The following is a 19,396-nucleotide window of genomic DNA, read 5'->3' on the forward strand; positions in this document are numbered from 1 at the left end:
TAACGCAAACGGAAAGGGCCGACGCGTTTTTTAGGTTGTTTGAACTCCCAATTCGGCACTATTAGCGCGACCGATGCGGCAATCATTTGCCGAGATCGTCGCAGACACGACCGGGCCCCATGGCAGTTGAGATTACCAAGCGATTGCACGTGATTGCAAAACAACGGGTGATCGCATCCGTAGTTTTACTAGCTGTCGCCGGCGCCGGTGTCGGAGCGTACGGCTTGTTCTCTTCGGGCCCGAAGGCAAAAAAGCACTCCGAGATCTCCAGCCAGTCGCGCAGGAACGCGCAGACCTTCACGCCGACACCGTCCGAATGGGCGACGCTGACGATTGAACCGGTCGCCGCCAGGAGCTTCCGGGCCGAGTATGTCACCGAGGGCAAGGTCGCGGTCGACGAGGATCGTTCGACGCCGGTGTTCTCGCCTTATGCAGGCCGTGTCACCAAGCTGCTCGCCAAGCCCGGCGAGACGCTGAAGCAAGGGCAACCGCTGTTTACGATCGAGGCCGCCGACACCGTGCAGGCCCAGAACGATTTCATCGCGGCGATGACCTCGCAGAACAAGGCGAAGTCGGCGCTCGAGCTTTCCGACATCCAGTTCAAGCGCGCCAAGGACCTCTACGAGGGCCATGCCATTCCGCTCAAGGATTACCAGCAGGCGGAAGCGGCCCAGGTGCAGGCGCAAAACGACATGCGCTCCTCGGTGGCGGCGCTGGAAGCCGCGCGCAACAAGCTGCGCATCCTCGGCTTCACCGACGAAGCCACCAAGACGTTCCAGGAAAAGGGCGTCATCGATCGGGAGATCACGATCTACTCGCCGATCTCCGGCACGGTCGTGCAACGCAAGATCGGCCCGGGCCAATACGTCAATTCCGGCGCCAGCGATCCGGTCTTCGTGGTCGGCGACCTCTCCACGGTCTGGCTCACGGCCTTCGTGCGCGAGAGCGATGCGGCCGCGGTGTGCATCGGGCAGGACATCACCGTCAATGTGATGGCGCTGCCGGGCCGTCCGTTCAGCGCCAAGATCAACTACGTTGCTGCCGCGATCGACCCCGCCACCCGCCGCCTGCAGGTCCGCGCCACGATCGACAACAAGGACGGGCTGCTCAAGCCGGAAATGTTCGCGAACGTCACGATCTATTCGGCCGGCGACCGCGCCGCGCCGGCGGTGCCGAAGCATGCGCTGATCTACGAGGCCGACAAGGTCCGCCTCTGGGTCGCGCGCGAGGACAAGTCGGTCGAGCTGCGCCAGATCAAGATCGGTCTCATCAACGGCAACCTCGTCGAGGTCACCAGCAATCTGAAACCCGGCGAGCAGATCGTCACCAAAGGCAGTTTGTTCATCGACCGCGCGGCGTCCGGCAGCTGATCGACGACCCAAGAAAATTGAAGACCTGAATGGATCGTCTCGTTGCCCTTGCCGTCAACCGGCGTTTCCTGATGGTCGGCATGTTCGTCGCCGTGCTGATCGGCGGCTTGATCGCGTTCAACCGGCTCAACATCGAAGCCTATCCCGATCCGACTCCGCCGATGGTCGACATCGTGACGCAGAGCCCGGGCCTGTCGGCGGAAGAGATCGAGCGCTACATCACGATCCCGATCGAGACCCAGGTTGCCGGTCTGAAGAACGTCACGACCATCCGTACCATCTCGCTCTACGGCCTCTCCGACGTCAAGATCCAGTTCTCCTTCGCCTACACCTATGACGAGGCGTTGCAGCAGGTCTTGAACCGCCTGGCTCAGCTTGCGCCGCTGCCCGGCAACGTGCAGCCGCAGATCTCGCCGCTCAGCCCGATCGGCGAGATATTCCGCTACCGTCTCGTCGGGCCGCCGAACTACAGCGTGCTCGACCTCAAGACCATTCAGGACTGGATCCTGCAGCGCCGCTTCCGCGCCGTGCCGGGAGTCATCGACGTCACCGGCTGGGGCGGCAAGAGCAAGACCTACGAGATCCAGGTCGACTTCAACAAGCTGGTCGCTAACGGGTTGACGTTGCCGCAACTGCTGCAGGCGGTCGGCAATTCCAACGTCAATGTCGGCGGTAACACCGTTGATATCGGCCAGCAATCGGCGGTGGTGCGCGGCGTCGGCCTGATCCGCTCGATCGACGACCTCGCCAATACCATGGTGGCGCAGACCGGCGGCAATCCGGTGCTGGTGAAGGACGTCGCCACCGTCACCGTCGGTCAGAAGCCACGTCTCGGCATTGCCGGCCTCGACGATTCCGACGACATCGTGCAGGGCATCGTCCTGATGCGGCGCGGCGAGCAGAGCTCGCCGACCATCAGGCGCGTCCACGAGCTCGTTCAATCCATCAACAACTCCAGCATCCTGCCGCCCGGCGTGCGCATCGAGCGCATCTACGACCGCGGCGACCTGATCGAGCTCACCACCCACACCGTGCTGCACAACATGGTGGTGGGCATCCTGCTGATCGTGCTGTTGCAGTGGATCTTCCTCGGCGATCTCCGGAGCGCGCTGATCGTCGGCGCCACCATCCCGTTCGCGCTTTTTTTTGCGGTCATCATCCTGGTGCTGCGCGGGGAATCGGCCAACCTTCTGTCGGTCGGTGCGATCGATTTCGGTCTCATTGTCGATGCCACCGTGATCATGGTGGAGGCGATCTTCCGCCGCCTGACGCAAACGACACCGATGTCGGAATCCGAGCATATGTCGCCCGAGACGCTGTTCGGCATGAAGAGCCATGCCATCCTCAGCGCGGCGGCCGACGTCTCGCGATCGATCTTCTTCGCCGCGGCGATCATTATCGCGGCGTTCCTGCCGCTGTTCACGCTCTCTGGCGTCGAGGGCAACATCTTCGGACCGATGGCGCGGACCTATGCCTACGCACTGGCCGGCGGCCTGCTTGCCACCTTCACCGTGACTCCCGCGCTGTCCGCGATCATCCTGCCGGCGCATGTCGAGGAGACCGAGACGAAGGTGATGCTGATCCTGCACCGGCTCTACATGCCTGTGCTGAACTGGGCGGTCGCCAACCGCAACATCGTCCTCGGCGCCGCGGTCGGTTTGGTGCTGATGACGGTCGCGCTCGCCCGGCTGCTCGGCCTCGAATTCCTGCCGAAGCTGGAGGAGGGTAACCTCTGGATCCGCGCCACGCTGCCGCCGACCATCTCGCTGCAGGAAGGCAACAGCTACGTCAACGAGATGCGCAAGGTGATCCGCGCCCGGCCCGAGGTCGAATCCGTCGTGTCGCAACACGGCCGTCCCGACGACGGTACCGACGCCGCCGGCTTCTTCAACGCCGAGTTCTTCGCGCCGCTGAAGCCCGTGAGCCAGTGGCCCGGTACCCGCGACAAGGAAGAGCTGACCGCGCAGCTGCTCAAGCAGCTCGACGATCGCTTCCCCGGCGTCGAGTTCAACTTCTCGCAATATCTCCAGGACAACGTCTCCGAAGCCGTCTCCGGCGTGAAGGGCGAGAACTCGATCAAGCTGTTCGGCAGCGACCTTCAGGCGCTCACCGACACCGCCAACAAGATCAAGCAGGTGCTGTCGACCGTGCAGGGCGTCACCGACCTTGCGGTGTTCACCTCGCTGGGCCAACCGACCGTCCAGATCGACATCGACCGTGTCAAGGCTGCGCGCTACGGCCTAGCCCCTGGCGACATCAACGCGACCATCAAGGTCGCGATCGGCGGCGACAGCGCCGGAGATCTTTACGAGCCCGGCAGCGACCACCACTTCCCGATTATCGTGCGCCTCGCGCCGGAATACCGCCGCAGCGCCGAGGCGATCCAGAATTTGCGGATCGGTGCGCCTGGGCCGAACGGCTCCGTCACGCAGATCCCCTTAAGCGAGGTCGCGACCATCAGCCTCGTCTCGGGTGCGGCCTACATCTATCGCGAGCAGCAGGAGCGTTATCTGCCGATCAAGTTCTCGGTGCGCGAACGCGATCTCGGCAGCGCGATCCGCGAGGCGCAGGACAAAATCGCCGCGCAGGTGCAGCTGCCGCCGGGCTCGCACATGGAATGGGTCGGCGAGTTCGGCAACCTCCAGGACGCGATCCGGCGGCTCTCGATCGTGGTGCCGATCTCGCTGGCGCTGATCGGCGTGCTGCTCTGGTTTAATTTCGGCTCGATGACCGACACACTGCTCGCGATGAGCGTGATTCCGATGGCGATCTTCGGCGGCGTGCTCGGCCTCTTGATCTCGGGCACCGCGTTCAGCGTCTCCGCGGCGATCGGCTTCATCGCGCTGTTCGGCATCGCGGTGATGGACGGCATCATCATCCTGTCGCAGTTCAACCAGCTGATCGAAGAGGGCATGGACCGCATGAGCGCGGTGGTGCGCACCGGCGAGCTGCAGCTCCGGCCCGTGCTGATGACCTGTGTGGTCGCGGGCGTCGGCCTCCTGCCGGCAGCGCTGTCGGAAGGCATCGGGTCGCAGGTGCAGAAGCCGCTCGCGGTCGTCGTCGTCACCGGCATGATGCTGGCGCCGGTCGTGATTCTGGTGACCTTGCCGGTGCTGATCTCCTTCTTCTCCCGCCGCGCGCGCTGACCGTCAGAACCCGTAGAGCCGCGCCGGATTGTCGACCAGGATCTTCTTGCGCACCTCGGCATCCGGCGCCCACACCGGAAGCTGGTTGAGCAGGCGGCCGTCGTCGATCTGATAGAGCGGCGCGATGTCGGTGGGCTTGCGGCCCTCGACGCGGCTCGAATCCGGATGCGGCCAGTCGGTGCCCCAGACGATGCGGTCCGCATTGGCCGCGATCAGCGCGCGGGCATAGGGCACCATGTCCTGATAGTCGGGCGCCAGCTTCGACGAGCGATAGGCGCCCGAGATCTTCACATAGGCCTTGCCGGACTTCACCAGCGCGACGAGGTCGGAGAAGCCCGGCTGCTCCAGCCCGAGCGAAGCGTGAAGGCCGCCGAAATGGTCGAACACGACCGGCACCGGCGCCGTCTCGACGAGGTCCTTGATCGCGGAGATCATGGCCAGCGTGGTGTAGAGCTGCACGTGCCAGCCGCGCGCCTTCATGCGCTCGACGGCGGCGGTGAAGCGCGGCCGGCCGATATTGGGGTCATTGACGCCGCCGGTCGCCAGATTGAGGCGGATGCCGCGGAAGCCGTCCTGGTGCATTGTATCGAGCGCGCTCTCCGGCGTCTTGTCGTCGATTACGGCGACGCCGCGCGCGGTCTCGCCGCGCGCCTTCATGCCGAACAGTGTGGACGAATTGTCGGTGCCGTAGACGCTCGGCGTCACGATCACCACGCGCTCGATATGCAGCGCCTTGTGCAGCGCCGCCATTTCTTCCGGCGAAGCCGGCTCCGGCGTATAGACGCGGCCCGTGAAGAACGGAAACTTTTCGACATCGCCATGAATGTGGGTGTGGCAGTCGCAGGCATGCGCCGGCAAATCGAAATTGATCGGCGTCGCAGGCTGCGCCGCGCGGGCATGGGCTTTGCTGGTCATGGCTACTCCGGCCGCAAGGGAGGCAAGCAGGACGCTCCGTCGGCTGAGCACGGTTTCTCTCCCGGTTTGTTTTTTTATCGGCGAGTGGGAGGAGAATATCACATCAACCGGGCAACCGCTCCGCTTCGCTGCATAGCTGCTCGACAAGCTCCGCAAGCGGACGTGAGCCGTCCACGCGCACGACCGGGCAGGGCAGGCCCGAGAGCCACGCTTCGTGCTTGGCGAGACTGCGGCCTTCGCGATCGCCGGCTTCGTAATGGGAGGCCCATTCGACGAAGTCTTCGGTCTCGCCATGGCGCCAGCCGCCCGGCGCGACGGCATCAGCGCCGAAATGGGCGGCCTCGCGGGCGCGCAGTCGCATCATCCGGATCTCGCGCGGCACGCTCACGAAGACGACCAGGTCGAAGTACGAAACGAGCTCTTCGCCCCAGCCGGTGACGGACCCGCTCAGCACCCAGTCGAGACGCGGCAAGAACATCTCGTGCATCAGGCGCAGGCGGTCGGCGGCCGGGCGGGTCGTCCGATAGGGCGGCACGGTGGGCAGCCAGAAATAGTCGTCGCTGTCGTGATGCGGCAGCGCAAGCTGCCCGGCGAGCGCACGACCGATCGCGGTCACGCCGCAGCCCGAGGCTCCCATCAGATGGATGCGGCGGCTTTTCATCGGCCTCCACCAGAGAGATTTGAGGCTACTGCCCCGACGGCGTGCGCAGGCCGTGCCAAGCGTCGCGGACCTGGTGGTAGTGCACCTCGGGCAGATAATCCGGCGTGTTCAGGTTAAGCGTCTTGACGTCGAGATGGCCGATGGCGCTGAGCAGCGTGTAGGAGGCGATCACGCGGTCGCGTTGCGCGCCGATCAGGCGGGCCTTGGCCTGGATCAGGTCGGCCTGCGAGTTCAAGACGTCCACCGTCGTGCGCTGGCCGCCGGCGGCCTCGCGCTGCACGCCCTGCAGCGCGACGGTGGCCGCCTTCACCTCGGACTCCGAGGCCGAGACCGTGATCTTGGCGCCTTCGTTGGCAACCCAGGCGCTGACCGCCGCCGTACGCGCTTGATTGCGCACCTGGTCGAGCACGAGCCGGCTCTGCGCCGTGATCTCCTTGGCCTGCCGAGTCTGCGCCGCGGCCTGGCCGCCGTCGTAGATCGGCGCGGTGACATTGGCGACGATCGAAGCCTGGTCCTCGGCGAGGGTGCTGAGCGCCGGGTCGTTGTTGCGGCTTTTGCTGGCGCTGCCCTGGATCGTCGCGCTCGGCAGCAGCGTCCCTTCGGCGATGCGGATGTTGGTGGAGGCGACATCGACGTCGAAGCTGGCGGCCATCACCGCCGGATGCTGGCGGATCGCCATCGTCACGGCATCCTCGCGGCTCTTCGGCAGATAGCGGTCGACGGCCTCGGCAGGCCTGAGCTGCGAGGGCGCATTGCCGATCACCTGCGCATAGGTGGCCTGGCTGACCGCAAGCGCGACCTCGGCCGCGTTGAGATCGGCAAGGCCACGATTGAGGCGGGCCTCGGCCTGCGCGGTGTCGGTCGGCGTGACGTCGCCGGCATTGAGCCGGCGCTGGGTGACGGAGAGCGTCTCGCGCAGGAAGGCGACGTTGGAGCGCTGCGCCTCGACCAGCGACTGGTTGGCGAGAACATTGGTGTAGGCGGTGACCGCATCGAGCAGCACGCCCTGGCCGACGTTGCGGAGCGCTTCGCGGCCCGACTGCACCTGGAGCTCGGCGGCCCGCACGCCGTTGGCGGTGCGGAAGCCGTTGAACAGGCTCTGCGTCACGGTGACGCCGATGATCCAGGGCTTCAGATTGCCGGTCTGGATGGTGTTGTCCGGCAACAGATTGCGCACCGATTGCAGGCCGGCGCTGAGGCTCGCCACGATCTGCGGCCGGTAGCCGGCCAGCGCCTGCGGCACGTTCTCGTCGGTGGCGCGCTGGCGCGCACGCTCGGCATTGAGCTGCGGATTGGTCTGATACGCTTTTGCCAAGGCGTCCGGCAGTGCTTCGGCCCATGCCGCGGAGGGAAGGGCGCACGAGAACGCCAGCGTGGTCCATGTCGCAAGCGCATGACCCGCGCTCGATCGACGTCGCGTCACCCCGCGACCAGCTCTGGCGGTACGCCCAATCATGTAATCTCGCTTAACCCCGGCTGTCCGCCCCCGCCGACGATGGCCTCTTAACTGTTTAGCCAGCCGAGGTCCCGCAGGCAAACTGCCGCGGGCAAAACTCCCATGTATTCCGTGCTTGTTGCAGGCGCGTCACAGGCTGTGCGCGGGAAAGCGCCAGAGCCTTACACCGGCCTGACCGGCTCGTGCGCTACCGGTTCTTGTTCACAGGCTTGCGCTTCTCGATGAACGCCGCCATGCCCTCCGAGCGGTCCTCGAGCGCGAAGGTCGAATGGAACAGGTTGCGTTCGACGCTCATGCCTTCGGAGAGCGTGGTCTCGAAGGCGCGGTTCACCGCTTCCTTGGCCATCGCGGCCGCAGGGCGCGACATCGCGGCGATCTTCTCGGCGGCCGCCATGACCTCGTCCATCAGCTTGTCGGCGGGTACGATACGGCTGACCAGGCCGGAGCGCTCGGCTTCGGCGGCGTCCATCATCCGGCCGGTGAGGCAGAGGTCCATGGCTTTGGACTTGCCGATCGCGCGCGTCAGCCGCTGGGTGCCGCCGATGCCGGGAATGGTGCCGAGCGTGATCTCGGGCTGGCCGAACTTCGCGGTGTCGGCGGCGATGATGAAATCGCACATCATGGCGAGCTCGCAGCCGCCGCCGAGCGCGTAGCCGGCGACCGCGGCGATGGTTGGCTTGCGACAGCGCGCGATGCGGTCGCCCCCGATCGCGGCGAAATCCTCGGAGAACATGTCGATGAAGCCCTTGGGCTGCATCTCCTTGATGTCGGCGCCGGCGGCAAAGGCCTTCTCGTTGCCGGTCACGACGATGCAGCCGATGGCGTCATCGGCCTCGAGATCGTCGACCGCAGCTGCGATCTCGCGGAAGACGCCGAACGAGAGCGCGTTGAGCATCTTCGGCCGGTTCAGCTTGACGATGCCGACCGCGCCGACGCTCTCGACGATGATGTGTTCGAACGTGCTCATGCTCCACCCACGCTTTCGATTGAGCGGGCAATGTGCCCGCTGGCGCGGATGCCTTCAAGGGGGACGGACGCGGGACGCGCGCGGGGTCGCGTCCCGGCGGAACCGGCCATCAGGCCATGAACATGCGCGCGGCGGAGGCCAGGGTCAGCAATGTGCCGACGCCGATGAAGATCTTGCCGATCAGGGAGCTCTGGTCCCAGGCCGAGCTCTGCTGGCTGCTGGCCATCACCGGCGCCGGCCGCGGCTGCGCCTCGGTTGCGGCGATCACCGCCTTCTGCGGCGGCGGGGTCTCCTGCAAGGCCCGATCGATGTCGTTGAGTTGATCGGGCGCGACGACCTGGCTTTGAGGGTTCTCGGTGCTGGTATTATCGGCGGCTGCCTGGACGTTGTCGTTGGCGCGGTTCGTCATCGCGGAGGCTGCCGCGGCAGTCGGCGTGTCGGCGGCGAGCTGCGCATTGGCGTTGGCGACCTCCGGGGCCAGCTGGCTTGAGGCCGGGACCTGACTGTCGGTCTTGTCGTTCTTGGCCTCGTCGGGCTTGGCCGCCGTGTCCTTCTTGTCGGCCTTGTCCTCGGATTTCTGCCCCGTCTTCCTGCTGTCGGTGCGGCGCGAGTCTTGGCGCCGGTGCTTGGCCGTATCGGCCCCTTTGTCGGCGCTCTCCGATTTGTTGCCTGCGGCCGAGTTCGGGGCCGCCTGTGCGAGGCCCCCGGATAGCAAGACAAGCCCGGCCAAAACGATCAGGGCCGCGCGCGCGCTGGTTTTCATCATGTCGACGATCTCCCCAATTCCGCCCGTCCCGGCAGCGAACAGAGACCCCGGGGCGTGACGACAGCGGGGCAGAAAATGGGAATCTTCGGGCTACACCGGGCAAAAACGCGGCAGATCCCTCCGGCAGCCGCCCGCCCGATGCAGGACGCACCGATCGGTGTTAAGAGCCGTCGCAGATGTTTGCGGCCGCATCGGTCGCGCGGCCCGGATCTTGATCACGAATTCGTGATAGGTTTGGCGCCCGCGTAACAAATTGAAAGAGCGGCCGAATTGCATGGTGAGGGGCGCGCGTGCGCGGACGTGAGGACGAGTGGACCGGCCTGATGCGGTCGGCCATGGCTGGCGATGATGCGGCGTATCATCGTCTGTTGAAGGCAGTCGCGCCGGTGCTGCGGGCCGCCGCGAGGCGTGGCTTGGCGCGGGCGGGTCAGCCGCCCGACCAGGCCGAGGATATCGTGCAGGAGATTCTGTTGGCGGTACATCTGAAGCGGCATACCTGGGACAGCGAAGCCCCCTTCGCGCCCTGGCTGTTTGCGATCGGCCGCAACAAGCTGATCGATGCGCTCCGGCGGCGCGGCAGGCGCGTGTTCGTCAACATCGACGATTTCGCCGAGACGCTGCCGGGCGAGGCGCCGCAGGACACCGCTTCGGCCGGCGAGGTCGCCGCCCAGCTCGGAACCCTGCCGCAGCGTCAGCGCGACGTGCTGCAATCGATCGCGGTCGAGGCCGCCTCGATCAAGGATACGGCGGCAAGGTTGTCGATGAGCGAGGGTGCGGTCCGGGTCGCGCTGCATCGCGGACTTGCGGCGCTGACCGCCAAATTGCGGGACCATTGATCATGGACACCGATCAACTCATTCGCTCGCTCGCCGCCGACAATCCGCATCGCGCGCCCCGCGTCGGCGCCGTGCTGAGCATGGCGCTGCTGGTGGCTGCGCCGCTGTCGATCCTGATCTTTGTGACGTTCTTCGGCGTGCGCGCCGACGTCATGAGCGCCATGCGCAACCCGTTCTTCGACATGAAGTTCGCGGTGACGTTGTCGCTCGCGATCCCCGCCATCATCGTCAGCCTTCATTTGTCGCGTCCCGAAGCCCTGCTGCGCGGCTGGGGCTGGCTGCTGCTGCTTCCCGTCGGGCTGCTCGCCGTGGCGATTGGCAGCGAGGCGATGATGGCGCCGGCGATGCCGATGACGATGCGCCTGGTGGGTAAGAACTCCAGGGTCTGCATGGTCGCGATCCCCGCAATGGCGCTGCCGCTGCTTGCGGGGGCGCTGTTCGGCCTGCGCCACGGCGCGCCGTCTCGTCCCGCGCTCGCCGGAGCGCTCGCAGGGCTGGTGTCGGCGGGACTTGCGGCGACCCTCTATGCCTCGCACTGCACCGACGATTCCCCGCTGTTCGTCGCGACCTGGTACACGCTCGCGACCGCGCTGGTGACGGCGATCGGCGCGGCGGTGGGATCGAGGGTGTTGCGGTATTAAAGCATGATCCGGAAAAGTGCGAAGCGGTTTTCCGGAAAGATCATGCGCAACCAACAACCTAAAGCGCGATGACGATTCAAAATCTCATCGCGCTTTAGCGCGCACGGCTTCATGCCGCCGGCGTCGCGTGCAACTGCATGCGGTGGAAGCGCAGCACCTGTTGCGCGGTCGATGAGCGCAGCGCCTCATAGGTGTCGCGCAGCTTCAGCATGTCGGTCTGCGACCCGCCGGAGAGCTTCTCGCGCAAGGCGATGATGGCGCGCACGCTCGACCATTGCATGCCCGCGGCCTTGGCGAGGATCATCACGCCTTCGGTGCGGCTCTCGATCATCATGGTCTCCGCCGTCTCGACCGCGATCCCCGCGAGCGCGGCCAGCGCCGCGTTCGTCTCGTCGAACTTGCCCTGCTCGGCGAAGGTGGCGACCTGGAGCTCGTTGAGGCGGCCGTCCTCGTGCAGCGACTTCACCAGCGCGCGAGCCATCTCCGTCTGTTTCGTCCTGGCGACGGCGCGAACCCGTTGGGCCGCTTCCTCGACGGCCCTCGACACCTCGTCCGCGAGCTCGGGATGCGCAGTCGCGAGCTTCCTGCGCACGCTCGAGGATGCCTTGGCGACCAGCCTCAGATAGTGATGGCGCGGCAGGTCGGGCCGCAGGCCGATGCAGCCGGCGAGGTCGTGGTCGCGCTCGGCGCGGATGACGAGGTCGGCGAGACTCTCCTCCGAGAACCGCGCGCCCGGATTGCCGGCCGTCGACTGCACCACGTCCTCATTGCCCCGCGCCACCAGCACGTCGGTCAGCGCTTCCGACAGCGTCCGCCGCAGCGAGATCGCCTTGAGATGCGCCTGGCTCCTGGTGCGCGCAATCTCGACCAATGTTGCCTCATCCAGCCGCTCCGACTTCGACAGCACGGGGCCGGAGACCTCGATCACCTCGTCGAGCGCGAGCGTGCGGATGATCTGCGGCGGCGCAGCTGCGATCGGCGCGAGCCGCTCGGCGAGCAGCGCCTTGGCCGACGTCTCGATCTGCTCGATCAGGCACTGGAACACGTCGTCGAACACGCGGATATGGTCGTCGGAATAGTCGACCGCGTTGCCCACGAAGAGATCGGTGACGCGGCGGAGCGTCTCCAACCGGCGCGCGACGGTGCCGTGCGAGAGGGCGGCCTGCAATTCCTCGAGCAGGCTTTCGGATGGTCTTGCGGAATTGGATCTCATTGCTCTGTCCTGGAGCGTTCGGCCCGGCAGCGGCTTCCGTCGCACCGGAGGAAAATGGATCGGTCAGCTCGTTGCAATGCAGTTGCGCCCTCGCGCCTTGGCGGAATAGAGCGCGCTGTCGGCGCGCGCGAGAAACGTGTCGGCAGTATCGACGTCGCGCAGCGTCACGACGCCCGCGGAAATGGTCACCCGCATGCTGGGGGAGAACGCGCCCCAGTCGAGATCGGCGACGATGCCGCGCAAGCGCTGGAGCGTGCGGAGCGCGACGTCACCCGACGTATCCGGCAGCAGCAGCAGGAATTCCTCGCCGCCGTAGCGGCCGAAACTGTCGGCCGGGCGGATGTTGGCGAAAATGGTGATCGCGAAGGTGCGCAGCACCTCATCGCCAATGGGATGGCCGTAAGCGTCGTTGATGCGCTTGAACCAGTCGAGATCGATCAGCACGATCGCAAAGGGCGTGGATGCCCGCCGCGACTTTTCGATCTCGGTGTCGAGAAGCCGCATGATGCAGCGGCGGTTGTAGGAGCCGGTGAGCTCGTCGAGCTCGGCCAGTTCCTCGATGCGTCGATAGGCGGCCTTCAATTCGATGCTGCGCTTGTACAGGATCTTGCGTAACGTGGCGCCGAACAGGCCGAGGAAGGCGCACTGCCCGATCACCAGCACGAAGCAGAGCATCGAGGCGGTCCGCTGCAACCGGGTCGCGACCGGCAGTCCGATCGGCAGGTCCGATCCCAGGAAAACCACGGTGAGCCCGCAGGTGGCGAGGCCCCAGGTGAGCATGGCCTGGCTCGACGTCATCCGCAGCGTGCCGAACGCGAAGATCAGAAACAATACGGCAAGGAACGCGACCCCGATGGTGGGCACCGCGAGCAGGAACACCAGTTGCAGCGCCATATGCAGCGAGATCTGATAGACGGTGAGGTAATGATCGTCGAAACGGTCGCCGAAACCTGCCTCCGACAGCACCGTGAAAGTCCCGATGATCAGAAGGCCGCCGAGCCAGAACAGCGTCGGAACGGCCATGGAGACCGCGCCGTCATAGGCGTAGAGCAGCAGGACCGCGCCGCCCAGCGAGTAGCTCGCGACCTGGCCGATATACATCTGGCGACGCTGCCAGACGCGGCGCGCCCTGACCTCGGGCGCCGTCGTCTCGGGCGCAAGGACGAGATCCGCGACCTCTGCGGCATTCCTCTCCGGAAAGGACGTCGCGGCCGTACCCATGGTCCCGCCAATGGTGGATGTCAGCGTAAAAACCTACGTGGCAAGCCTTTAGGTTTGGTATCCTTTGAAATCGAATCCGAACCGTGCAGCAGGGAACAAGGCGATCATCTAGCGTGAGAATTTTACCGATGATCACGCATCGTGTGCGCTGCGGTCGAGCCGAAGCGAGGCTTGGCGCGACAAAGGTGGTGCGGGGCTGCTATGGAACCGGATGAGGCCGGGCTGCCTATGTCCGGGCAGGCATTCCGCAGGGAATATCGCAGTATTATGGTACCGATTCGGATGAGCGACGCTGACCACCACGGGTGGGACAAGAAAAATGCCCGGATGTGGGGTAGCTCACACAAGCCCCCGTATGACTGCGGTAGGTTCAACAATTTTGCCCCCCACATCGAACCGGCCACCGCATCGACCCGACCAACCTTGCGAGACGGCCATTGAGCGCGACACAGGCGGCTTCAGACGAGATCCTGATCGCCAGGATCGCTCAAGGTGACCGGCTCGCCATGCAGGTGCTGTACGGGCGGCACCATGTCAGGGTTTACCGGTTCGGGCTGAGGCTCGTGCGGGACGAGCAGGCGGCGGAAGACCTCATCAGCGAGGTGTTTCTCGACGTCTGGCGTCAAGCGGGCAAATTCGAGGGCCGATCTGCCGTTTCCACCTGGCTGCTGGCAATCACCCGATTCAAGGCCCTGTCTGCGCTCCGGCGCAGGAAGGATTTCGAGCTGGACGAAGACGCCGCCAACGCGATCGAGGATACGTCCGACGATCCGGAAACGGTGGTGCAGAAGAAGGATACCAGTGAGGCGTTGCGGGAGTGTCTGACGGGCCTCTCGCCGGATCATCGGGAAATCGTCGATCTCGTCTACTACCACGAGAAGTCCGTGGAAGAGGTGGCCGAAATCGTCGGGATACCAGAGAACACTGTGAAGACGCGCTTGTTCTATGCGCGCAAGAAACTGGCCGAACTGCTGAAGGCAGCCGGCGTCGAGCGAGGCTGGCCATGATGGCTTTGAGCAAGAAGATGCTGGAGCAAGAGCCCAGTGAAATTGAACTGCTGCTGCCCTGGCACGCTGCCGGCACGCTGAACGCGCGCGATGCGCGCCGTGTCGAGGAAGCGCTGGCGCGCGATCCGGACCTGGCGAAGCAATATGCGGCGATCCGCGGCGAGTACGAAGAGACCATTCATCTGAACGAGAGCCTGGGCGCTCCGTCGGCGCGCGCGATGCAGAAGCTGTTCGCCGCGATCGATGCCGAGCCGGCGAGGGCGAGCGGCTCGCTGCCGCTGTCGGCGCGTATCTCGACCTTCTTCGCGAGCTTGTCGCCGCGCACGCTGGCGTGGTCGGCGAGCCTCGGTGCCGTCGCGCTCGTGCTGCAGGCCGGCATCATCGGCGCCGTGCTGATGAAGAACCAGCCGGCGACCTTCCAAACCGCTTCGCTCTCGACCAGCGCACCGATCACGCGCGAGCTTGGTAGCGCCGCCGCGCCGGCGCGCGCGCTGGTGCGCTTCACCCCCGAGGCGCGCGTCGCCGACATCACCGCGCTGCTCGACAGCTACCAGGCTTCGATCATCGGCGATGCCAAGGGCGGCATGTTCCGCCTCCAGTTCGACAAGGCGATGAGCCAGGACGAGCTCGCTTCGCTGCTCGGCAGGATGCAGCGCGAGAAGTTCGTCAACCTCGCCGTCGCGGCGCCCTAGGCGCGCCGCCGAGCCAATGACGGGCAAATCCGAGAGCAGGGTGCGCACTGGGGCCCGCGCTTCATCCGTCGGCGTTGCGCTTCTGGTCGCCTCCTGTTTCGGCGTGGAGGTTGCGCAGGCGCAGGCGATCATGCGCACGCCGACGATCAGCGTTCCCTCGCGCACGCCGACCGTCTCTCCGAACATCAACCCGCGGGTCAGCCCGAACATCGCTGCGCGCGCGGTGAGCGTTGGCCGCGGCCCGCGGACGATGGCAACCATTCCCACGACGCCGCGCATCCGGCCGACGACGCCGGTGCTGCCCCATGCGCGTTACTCGCCGAACCTCTATCCGGCCTGCACCGCGGCCCATCGCGGTGCCGACGGCGAATGTCTGGCGCAGCCGAACGCGGGCGGCGAGGGCACCGGAAAATCCGGCAAGAAGAGCGCCGGCAAAGGGCGCGGCAACAACGCGCCGGTCGCTGCGACCTCGCGCAGCTTCGCAGGCGAATTCGTCGCCGAGATCGACGGCGCGCTGTCGACCGCCGAGGCCGACGAGCTGGCGCGTCGCCACGGCCTGACCCGCCTCGCTTCCGAGAATTTCCCGCTGATCGGAGCCACGTTCGGCCTGTTCCGCATCGCCGACGGCCGGCCCTATGAGACCGTGCGGCGCGAATTCGCGGCCGACGGCAGCGTGCGCTCGCTGCAGCCGAACTTCCGCTACGTGCTCCAGGACCAGAAATCGTCGGCCGCCACCGAGGGCGATCCTGCGCAATACGCGCTGGCAAAGCTGCGCCTGCCGCAGGCGCATACGTTGGCGCACGGGGCCAACGTCACAATCGCCGTAATCGATTCCGGCATCGACGCCCGGCATCCCGAGCTCGCCAATTCCGTCGCCGACAATTTCGACGCGCTCGGCAGTGCCGAAGGGCCGCACGTCCATGGCACCGGCATCGCAGGGGCGATCGCGGCCCATGCCCGTCTGATGGGCAGCGCCCCCGAGGCCCGCATCATCGCCATCCGCGCCTTCGGCGGTGCCAATGGCGGTGCGGAGAGCTCGTCCTATATCATCCTGCGTTCCCTGAATTACGCCGCCGAGCACGGCGCGCAGATCGTCAACATGAGCTTTGCGGGTCCGAAGGACGCGGTGATCGAGCGCGCGATCGCGGCGACGGCCGCGCGTGGTCTCGTGCTGATCGCGGCCGCCGGCAATGCCGGCGCGAAATCGCCGCCGCTCTATCCGGCGGCCAACCCCAACGTGATTGCGGTCAGCGCGACGGATCGGCAGGACAGGCTGTTCGCCGCCTCCAACCGCGGCAACTACATCGCAGTGGCCGCCCCCGGCGTCGACATCTTCCTGCCGGCACCCGACGGCAAATACCAGGTGACGTCGGGAACCTCGTTCTCGGCCGCCTATGTCTCAGGCGTCGCTGCGCTGCTGCTCGAGCGCAACCACACACTCAAGCCGGAAGCGCTGCGCATGACGCTGGTGAAGACCGCACGCGACCTCGGCTCTCCCGGGCGCGACGACCTCTTCGGCGACGGCCAGGCCGACGCGTTTGCCGCCGTCATGGCTGTTCCTGCCGACAGCGCGACGCCGGTCGCTGCTGCCTCCGGTACAACAAAACGTGAAGATGCTCCGAAGCGTCGCGACGAGCCGGGCATACGCGCGATCGAGCAGCCTTCGTTGTCGAGCGCGGAGGATAAATCCGCGGTTTCTCAGGCAGATAGGCCGGCGGCGCGATAGCGGTCGCGACAAATCTGCGCGACGGGACGGCGTCAAAAAAGCGAACCCCGGATTGAACGTTCAGCCCGCTGCCCCGACCAACTGATGTGGGAGCGGTCATCCCTCCCCATCAGTCATATCAGGCGCGAGCGCCCATCCACCCCAAGCGCCCATATGGCTCGACCCGTCCGGTTGTCCCCCCGGACGGGTCTCTTCTTTTCAGAGCGTTTTCGAGCGAAGTGGGTGCCGGTTCGCGTGAAGAAAACGCGTCAAGACAAGATTCTGGCGTCCGATTTTTCGAAGCTTCGCATCCGTTCAGCTTGCAGTTGAAGGTCGCCGTGGCCTCGGTCGCCGTCGCGAGCGAGTCCCGCCGCAACTCCGTCATGCTTGTGCGAAGCTTGACTCGAAAACACGGAAAATCACCGCACGACTACGGTGTTTGACGACGAATGCCGCGTCGTTGCTGGACAAGTCAAAACTTTTCCACAAAATATTCATGTCGCGTCTAGATTGATTCGTGTGCGTTGCGTCCCCCGCGTCCGTGTTTTCTCCTGACGGGCTGGTTCATGACACATCGCCAAGAATTTGCTCGCGAAGAGTTCGTTCGCGACGCGGCCGGCAGCCGCCAAATCGCAGCGCGCTGGTGCGCTCTCGCCGAGCAGCGCCTGCAACATCTCTCCGAGATGTTTGAGACCGGCCGCTGGCGCCGCTATCATTCCGAGATCGCCTTCCTCGAAAACATCCAGGAAGCCAAGCGCGCCGTCCAGACTTGGCGCGCCCTTGCGACGGGGGCGGACGTCGCCGAGGCGGCTGCGAGCGTGACGCCGGCATTCGGTTGGTCGCCGGCGACGATGCCTCGCATGGCGCCGCGCGAGCAGCAGGCGCAAACGATGCAGCCCAAGGCCGTTCACATCGCTCCCGAGACCGTCATGCCGGTGAGGCTCGATCCGAAGCCCGACGTGCTCGCGGAGATCACCGAAGCCCCGATCGCGCCGCTTGCTATGCCCGTAGCTTGGCCGTCGTTCACCGCGCCTGCCGAGATGCCGCCGCTGAGGGCACCCGCTGCGAAGGCACCGTTCACTGCGCCTGCCGTGAGATCGCCGCTCGCGGAGCCGGCCGCAACACGGCCATTCGCCGCGCCGGAAGTGAGGCCGCCGGTGCCTGCCGCGAAGCCGCCGAAGACCGCGCCCGCAGCGATGGCGGCGCTCCTGCCGCAGTTCGCCCCGCCCGCCGAGGAAATCGTCGCCGCCCCCGAGCGCGTCGTCGAATTCACTTTCAGCCTCGACGGCCTGGAAGCGAAGTACCCGCTGCTGCGGAACGCCTTCTAGCGCCGCACCGCATTGCCGCCGACCACCAGCTGCGCAAAACGTTGTGCGCCGTCGCCGGATAGATCCGACGTCACCGCGCGGGCGTGATCGAGGCCGACCACGGCGCCGCGCGGCGTCTCGGAGATCATGTTGTTGTTGACGAGCGCGGTGCCGGCGCCCGGCAGCACGGAGACGCCGACGCCGGCCAGCGCCTTGCGGATCACGTTGCCCGTGATCGCGACGTCGCGCAGATATCTGCCCCAGCCGGCGACGATGCCGTAGGACGGCGCGTTCTCGATCACGTTGCCGGTCACCGAAGAATCCGCCTCGATGTAGATGCCGACGCCGGCATCATCGTCGGGCGCGGTGCCGATCGGCCGCTTCGGGATCAGGTTGCGGATGATGTTGCCCTGGACCACCGCGATGCGGCCGCCCTCGTTGAAATTGCAGACCGAGACGCCGACGGCCGCGCCGTCCACGATGTTGTTGGCGATCACCGCGGCCTCGAATGCGAACTCGGAATAGAGCGCGACCTCGCGCACGTCGCTGACGCTGTTGCCACTGATGTGGATGTTCGAAGCCGAGTTGCCGCGCACCGCCGAATAGTCGCAATTCCTGATACGGTTGCCGCGCACGATCACGTTGCTGGCGCGAAAGGCGTTAATGGCATTGCCGAACTGGCCCGAGCCGCCGGGGCCGGCCTTGATGTTCTCGATGCGGTTGTCGGCGACCAGCGTGCCGTCATCGCCGATCGCGGTGCGCAGGATCTCGATCCCGTTGTCGTTGGTGCCGAGAATCGTGTTGCGGCAGACGCTGAGGCCCCTGGCGTCGAACGACACGACCGCTGTCACCGCGATGTCGGTGAAGATATTGCCGGAAATGTCGCCCGCGACCTGCTCGAGCCAGATGCCGCTGCCGCCCGAGCTCGTGATAGCGCATTCGCTGATGCGCACGTCGCGCCCGCCGAGGGCGTGGATCAGGCCGCGCCGTGTCGGCAGCGGGATGCCGCCGCCGTCGAAGGTGATGCCGGTGAGGCCGATCGCATCGGAGCCGTCGCTCTGGATCGCCGAGGCGCCGCCGGTGAAGACGAGCTTGGTCGCGCCGCGCACGCCAATCAGCTGCGCGCCGTTTGGCAGCCGCAACAGACCGGTCCGGTACACGCCGGGTGGCAAGGCGAGCGGCAATTGCGCCCGCGCGGCATCGTCGATGGCACGCTGCAGCGCGCGGGTCTGGTCCTCGCTGCTGCCGGGCCGCACACCATATTGCGTGGCTTCGCGGCCGAGCAGCGACGTCAGCGGCGCGGCGCGCGCGGCATCGGCCGGCATGGCCAGCGCACCGGCAATGCCCGCGGTCGAAGCCCCGATGAGATGACGGCGATTGAGGTTCATGACGCGTCCTCCGGCGGACGCGGGAGGTGTCCGCAGCGGTTTCGTAGCGCAGCAGGGCGAGGACCGTGAGGATTGTTCGCGGTAGGGTTAAATGTTTACGCAAAA

16 protein-coding genes are annotated in these 19,396 nt (G+C 66.0%); 8 read left to right on the forward strand and 8 right to left on the reverse strand.

All coding sequences use genetic code 11. The features are described from left to right. Positions 1–119: 119 nt before the first annotated feature. Together N2605_RS10775 and N2605_RS10780 are read left to right on the forward strand one after the other, a co-directional pair. Positions 120–1,370: an efflux RND transporter periplasmic adaptor subunit gene (locus N2605_RS10775; protein WP_225171805.1), complete on the forward strand. Its 1,251-nt coding sequence runs from the start codon at positions 120–122 to the stop codon at positions 1,368–1,370. Between the two features lie 29 nt (positions 1,371–1,399). Next, a complete protein-coding gene (locus tag N2605_RS10780) occupies positions 1,400–4,516 on the forward strand; it encodes an efflux RND transporter permease subunit (protein WP_260346539.1) in 3,117 nt (1,038 codons plus the stop codon). A gap of 3 nt (positions 4,517–4,519) precedes the next feature. Here N2605_RS10780 and N2605_RS10785 read toward each other — a convergent pair whose 3' ends face one another. The 5 genes from N2605_RS10785 to N2605_RS10805 form a co-directional block, all read right to left on the reverse strand. Next, positions 4,520–5,482 (reverse strand): amidohydrolase family protein, encoded by a 963-nt coding sequence (locus tag N2605_RS10785; RefSeq protein ID WP_225188184.1) that lies wholly within the window; start codon positions 5,480–5,482, stop codon positions 4,520–4,522. A gap of 52 nt (positions 5,483–5,534) precedes the next feature. After that, complete coding sequence (locus N2605_RS10790; protein ID WP_260346540.1) at positions 5,535–6,092, reverse strand: P-loop NTPase family protein; 558 nt, start codon at positions 6,090–6,092, stop codon at positions 5,535–5,537. 25 nt (positions 6,093–6,117) lie between these two features. Further along, the gene (locus N2605_RS10795; protein WP_260346541.1) at positions 6,118–7,548 is read right to left on the reverse strand and encodes a TolC family outer membrane protein; all 1,431 of its coding nucleotides are present in this window, start codon (positions 7,546–7,548) and stop codon (positions 6,118–6,120) included. Positions 7,549–7,735: 187 nt separating this feature from the next. Next, entirely contained in the window at positions 7,736–8,515 is a 780-nt protein-coding gene (locus N2605_RS10800) for an enoyl-CoA hydratase (protein ID WP_036006037.1), read from the reverse strand. Positions 8,516–8,624: 109 nt separating this feature from the next. Then, a complete protein-coding gene (locus tag N2605_RS10805; protein ID WP_225113498.1) occupies positions 8,625–9,281 on the reverse strand; it encodes a hypothetical protein in 657 nt (218 codons plus the stop codon). Positions 9,282–9,571: 290 nt separating this feature from the next. On the opposite strand from N2605_RS10805, the gene N2605_RS10810 reads away from it, so the two are divergent. Continuing rightward, positions 9,572–10,117 carry a sigma-70 family RNA polymerase sigma factor gene (locus N2605_RS10810; protein ID WP_036006032.1) on the forward strand — a complete coding sequence of 182 codons (546 nt, stop codon included), beginning with the start codon at positions 9,572–9,574 and terminating at the stop codon, positions 10,115–10,117. 2 nt (positions 10,118–10,119) lie between these two features. Continuing rightward, positions 10,120–10,758, forward strand: a complete 639-nt coding sequence (locus N2605_RS10815; protein ID WP_109144411.1) for an NrsF family protein — start codon at positions 10,120–10,122, stop codon at positions 10,756–10,758. A 109-nt stretch (positions 10,759–10,867) separates the two neighbouring features. On the opposite strand, the gene N2605_RS10820 is transcribed toward N2605_RS10815, so the two are convergent. Both N2605_RS10820 and N2605_RS10825 read right to left on the reverse strand, forming a co-directional pair. Then, on the reverse strand, positions 10,868–11,971 hold the full coding sequence (locus N2605_RS10820) for a DUF2336 domain-containing protein (protein ID WP_260346542.1): 1,104 nt from the start codon (positions 11,969–11,971) through the stop codon (positions 10,868–10,870). Between the two features lie 63 nt (positions 11,972–12,034). Further along, positions 12,035–13,192 (reverse strand): GGDEF domain-containing protein, encoded by a 1,158-nt coding sequence (locus tag N2605_RS10825; RefSeq protein WP_260346543.1) that lies wholly within the window; start codon positions 13,190–13,192, stop codon positions 12,035–12,037. Positions 13,193–13,629: 437 nt separating this feature from the next. Here N2605_RS10825 and N2605_RS10830 point away from each other — a divergent pair, with 437 nt between their 5' ends. The 4 genes from N2605_RS10830 to N2605_RS10845 all read left to right on the forward strand — a co-directional run bounded on the left by N2605_RS10830 (position 13,630) and on the right by N2605_RS10845 (position 17,924). Then, on the forward strand, positions 13,630–14,199 hold the full coding sequence (locus N2605_RS10830; protein ID WP_036006024.1) for a sigma-70 family RNA polymerase sigma factor: 570 nt from the start codon (positions 13,630–13,632) through the stop codon (positions 14,197–14,199). Continuing rightward, a complete protein-coding gene (locus N2605_RS10835) occupies positions 14,196–14,891 on the forward strand; it encodes a hypothetical protein (protein WP_036006022.1) in 696 nt (231 codons plus the stop codon). Before N2605_RS10830 ends, N2605_RS10835 begins: the two co-directional genes overlap by 4 nt. A gap of 16 nt (positions 14,892–14,907) precedes the next feature. Beyond that, positions 14,908–16,617 carry a S8 family serine peptidase gene (locus N2605_RS10840; protein ID WP_260346544.1) on the forward strand — a complete coding sequence of 570 codons (1,710 nt, stop codon included), beginning with the start codon at positions 14,908–14,910 and terminating at the stop codon, positions 16,615–16,617. Positions 16,618–17,162: 545 nt separating this feature from the next. Then, positions 17,163–17,924, forward strand: a complete 762-nt coding sequence (locus N2605_RS10845) for a TIGR03809 family protein (RefSeq protein ID WP_225152756.1) — start codon at positions 17,163–17,165, stop codon at positions 17,922–17,924. Here N2605_RS10845 and N2605_RS10850 read toward each other — a convergent pair. Further along, the gene (locus N2605_RS10850; protein ID WP_260346545.1) at positions 17,921–19,291 is read right to left on the reverse strand and encodes a TIGR03808 family TAT-translocated repetitive protein; all 1,371 of its coding nucleotides are present in this window, start codon (positions 19,289–19,291) and stop codon (positions 17,921–17,923) included. The two genes, N2605_RS10845 and N2605_RS10850, sit on opposite strands and share 4 nt — an antisense overlap. Positions 19,292–19,396 lie beyond the last annotated feature (105 nt).

It is taken from the genome of Bradyrhizobium yuanmingense (genome assembly GCF_025200905.1).
Classification (GTDB): Bacteria; Pseudomonadota; Alphaproteobacteria; order Rhizobiales; family Xanthobacteraceae; genus Bradyrhizobium; species Bradyrhizobium yuanmingense.

What these genes read in the sequence shown, in the direction of transcription:
- N2605_RS10775 (WP_225171805.1), top strand. Translation starts at nt 120, where the DNA reads ATGGCAGTTGAGATTACCAAGCGATTGCACGTGATTGCAAAACAACGG.
- N2605_RS10780 (WP_260346539.1), top strand. Translation starts at nt 1,400, where the DNA reads ATGGATCGTCTCGTTGCCCTTGCCGTCAACCGGCGTTTCCTGATGGTC.
- N2605_RS10790 (WP_260346540.1), bottom strand. Translation starts at nt 6,092, where the DNA reads ATGAAAAGCCGCCGCATCCATCTGATGGGAGCCTCGGGCTGCGGCGTG.
- N2605_RS10795 (WP_260346541.1), bottom strand. Translation starts at nt 7,548, where the DNA reads ATGATTGGGCGTACCGCCAGAGCTGGTCGCGGGGTGACGCGACGTCGA.
- N2605_RS10800 (WP_036006037.1), bottom strand. Translation starts at nt 8,515, where the DNA reads ATGAGCACGTTCGAACACATCATCGTCGAGAGCGTCGGCGCGGTCGGC.
- N2605_RS10805 (WP_225113498.1), bottom strand. Translation starts at nt 9,281, where the DNA reads ATGATGAAAACCAGCGCGCGCGCGGCCCTGATCGTTTTGGCCGGGCTT.
- N2605_RS10815 (WP_109144411.1), top strand. Translation starts at nt 10,120, where the DNA reads ATGGACACCGATCAACTCATTCGCTCGCTCGCCGCCGACAATCCGCAT.
- N2605_RS10820 (WP_260346542.1), bottom strand. Translation starts at nt 11,971, where the DNA reads ATGAGATCCAATTCCGCAAGACCATCCGAAAGCCTGCTCGAGGAATTG.
- N2605_RS10825 (WP_260346543.1), bottom strand. Translation starts at nt 13,192, where the DNA reads ATGGGTACGGCCGCGACGTCCTTTCCGGAGAGGAATGCCGCAGAGGTC.
- N2605_RS10835 (WP_036006022.1), top strand. Translation starts at nt 14,196, where the DNA reads ATGATGGCTTTGAGCAAGAAGATGCTGGAGCAAGAGCCCAGTGAAATT.
- N2605_RS10840 (WP_260346544.1), top strand. Translation starts at nt 14,908, where the DNA reads ATGACGGGCAAATCCGAGAGCAGGGTGCGCACTGGGGCCCGCGCTTCA.
- N2605_RS10845 (WP_225152756.1), top strand. Translation starts at nt 17,163, where the DNA reads ATGACACATCGCCAAGAATTTGCTCGCGAAGAGTTCGTTCGCGACGCG.
- N2605_RS10850 (WP_260346545.1), bottom strand. Translation starts at nt 19,291, where the DNA reads ATGAACCTCAATCGCCGTCATCTCATCGGGGCTTCGACCGCGGGCATT.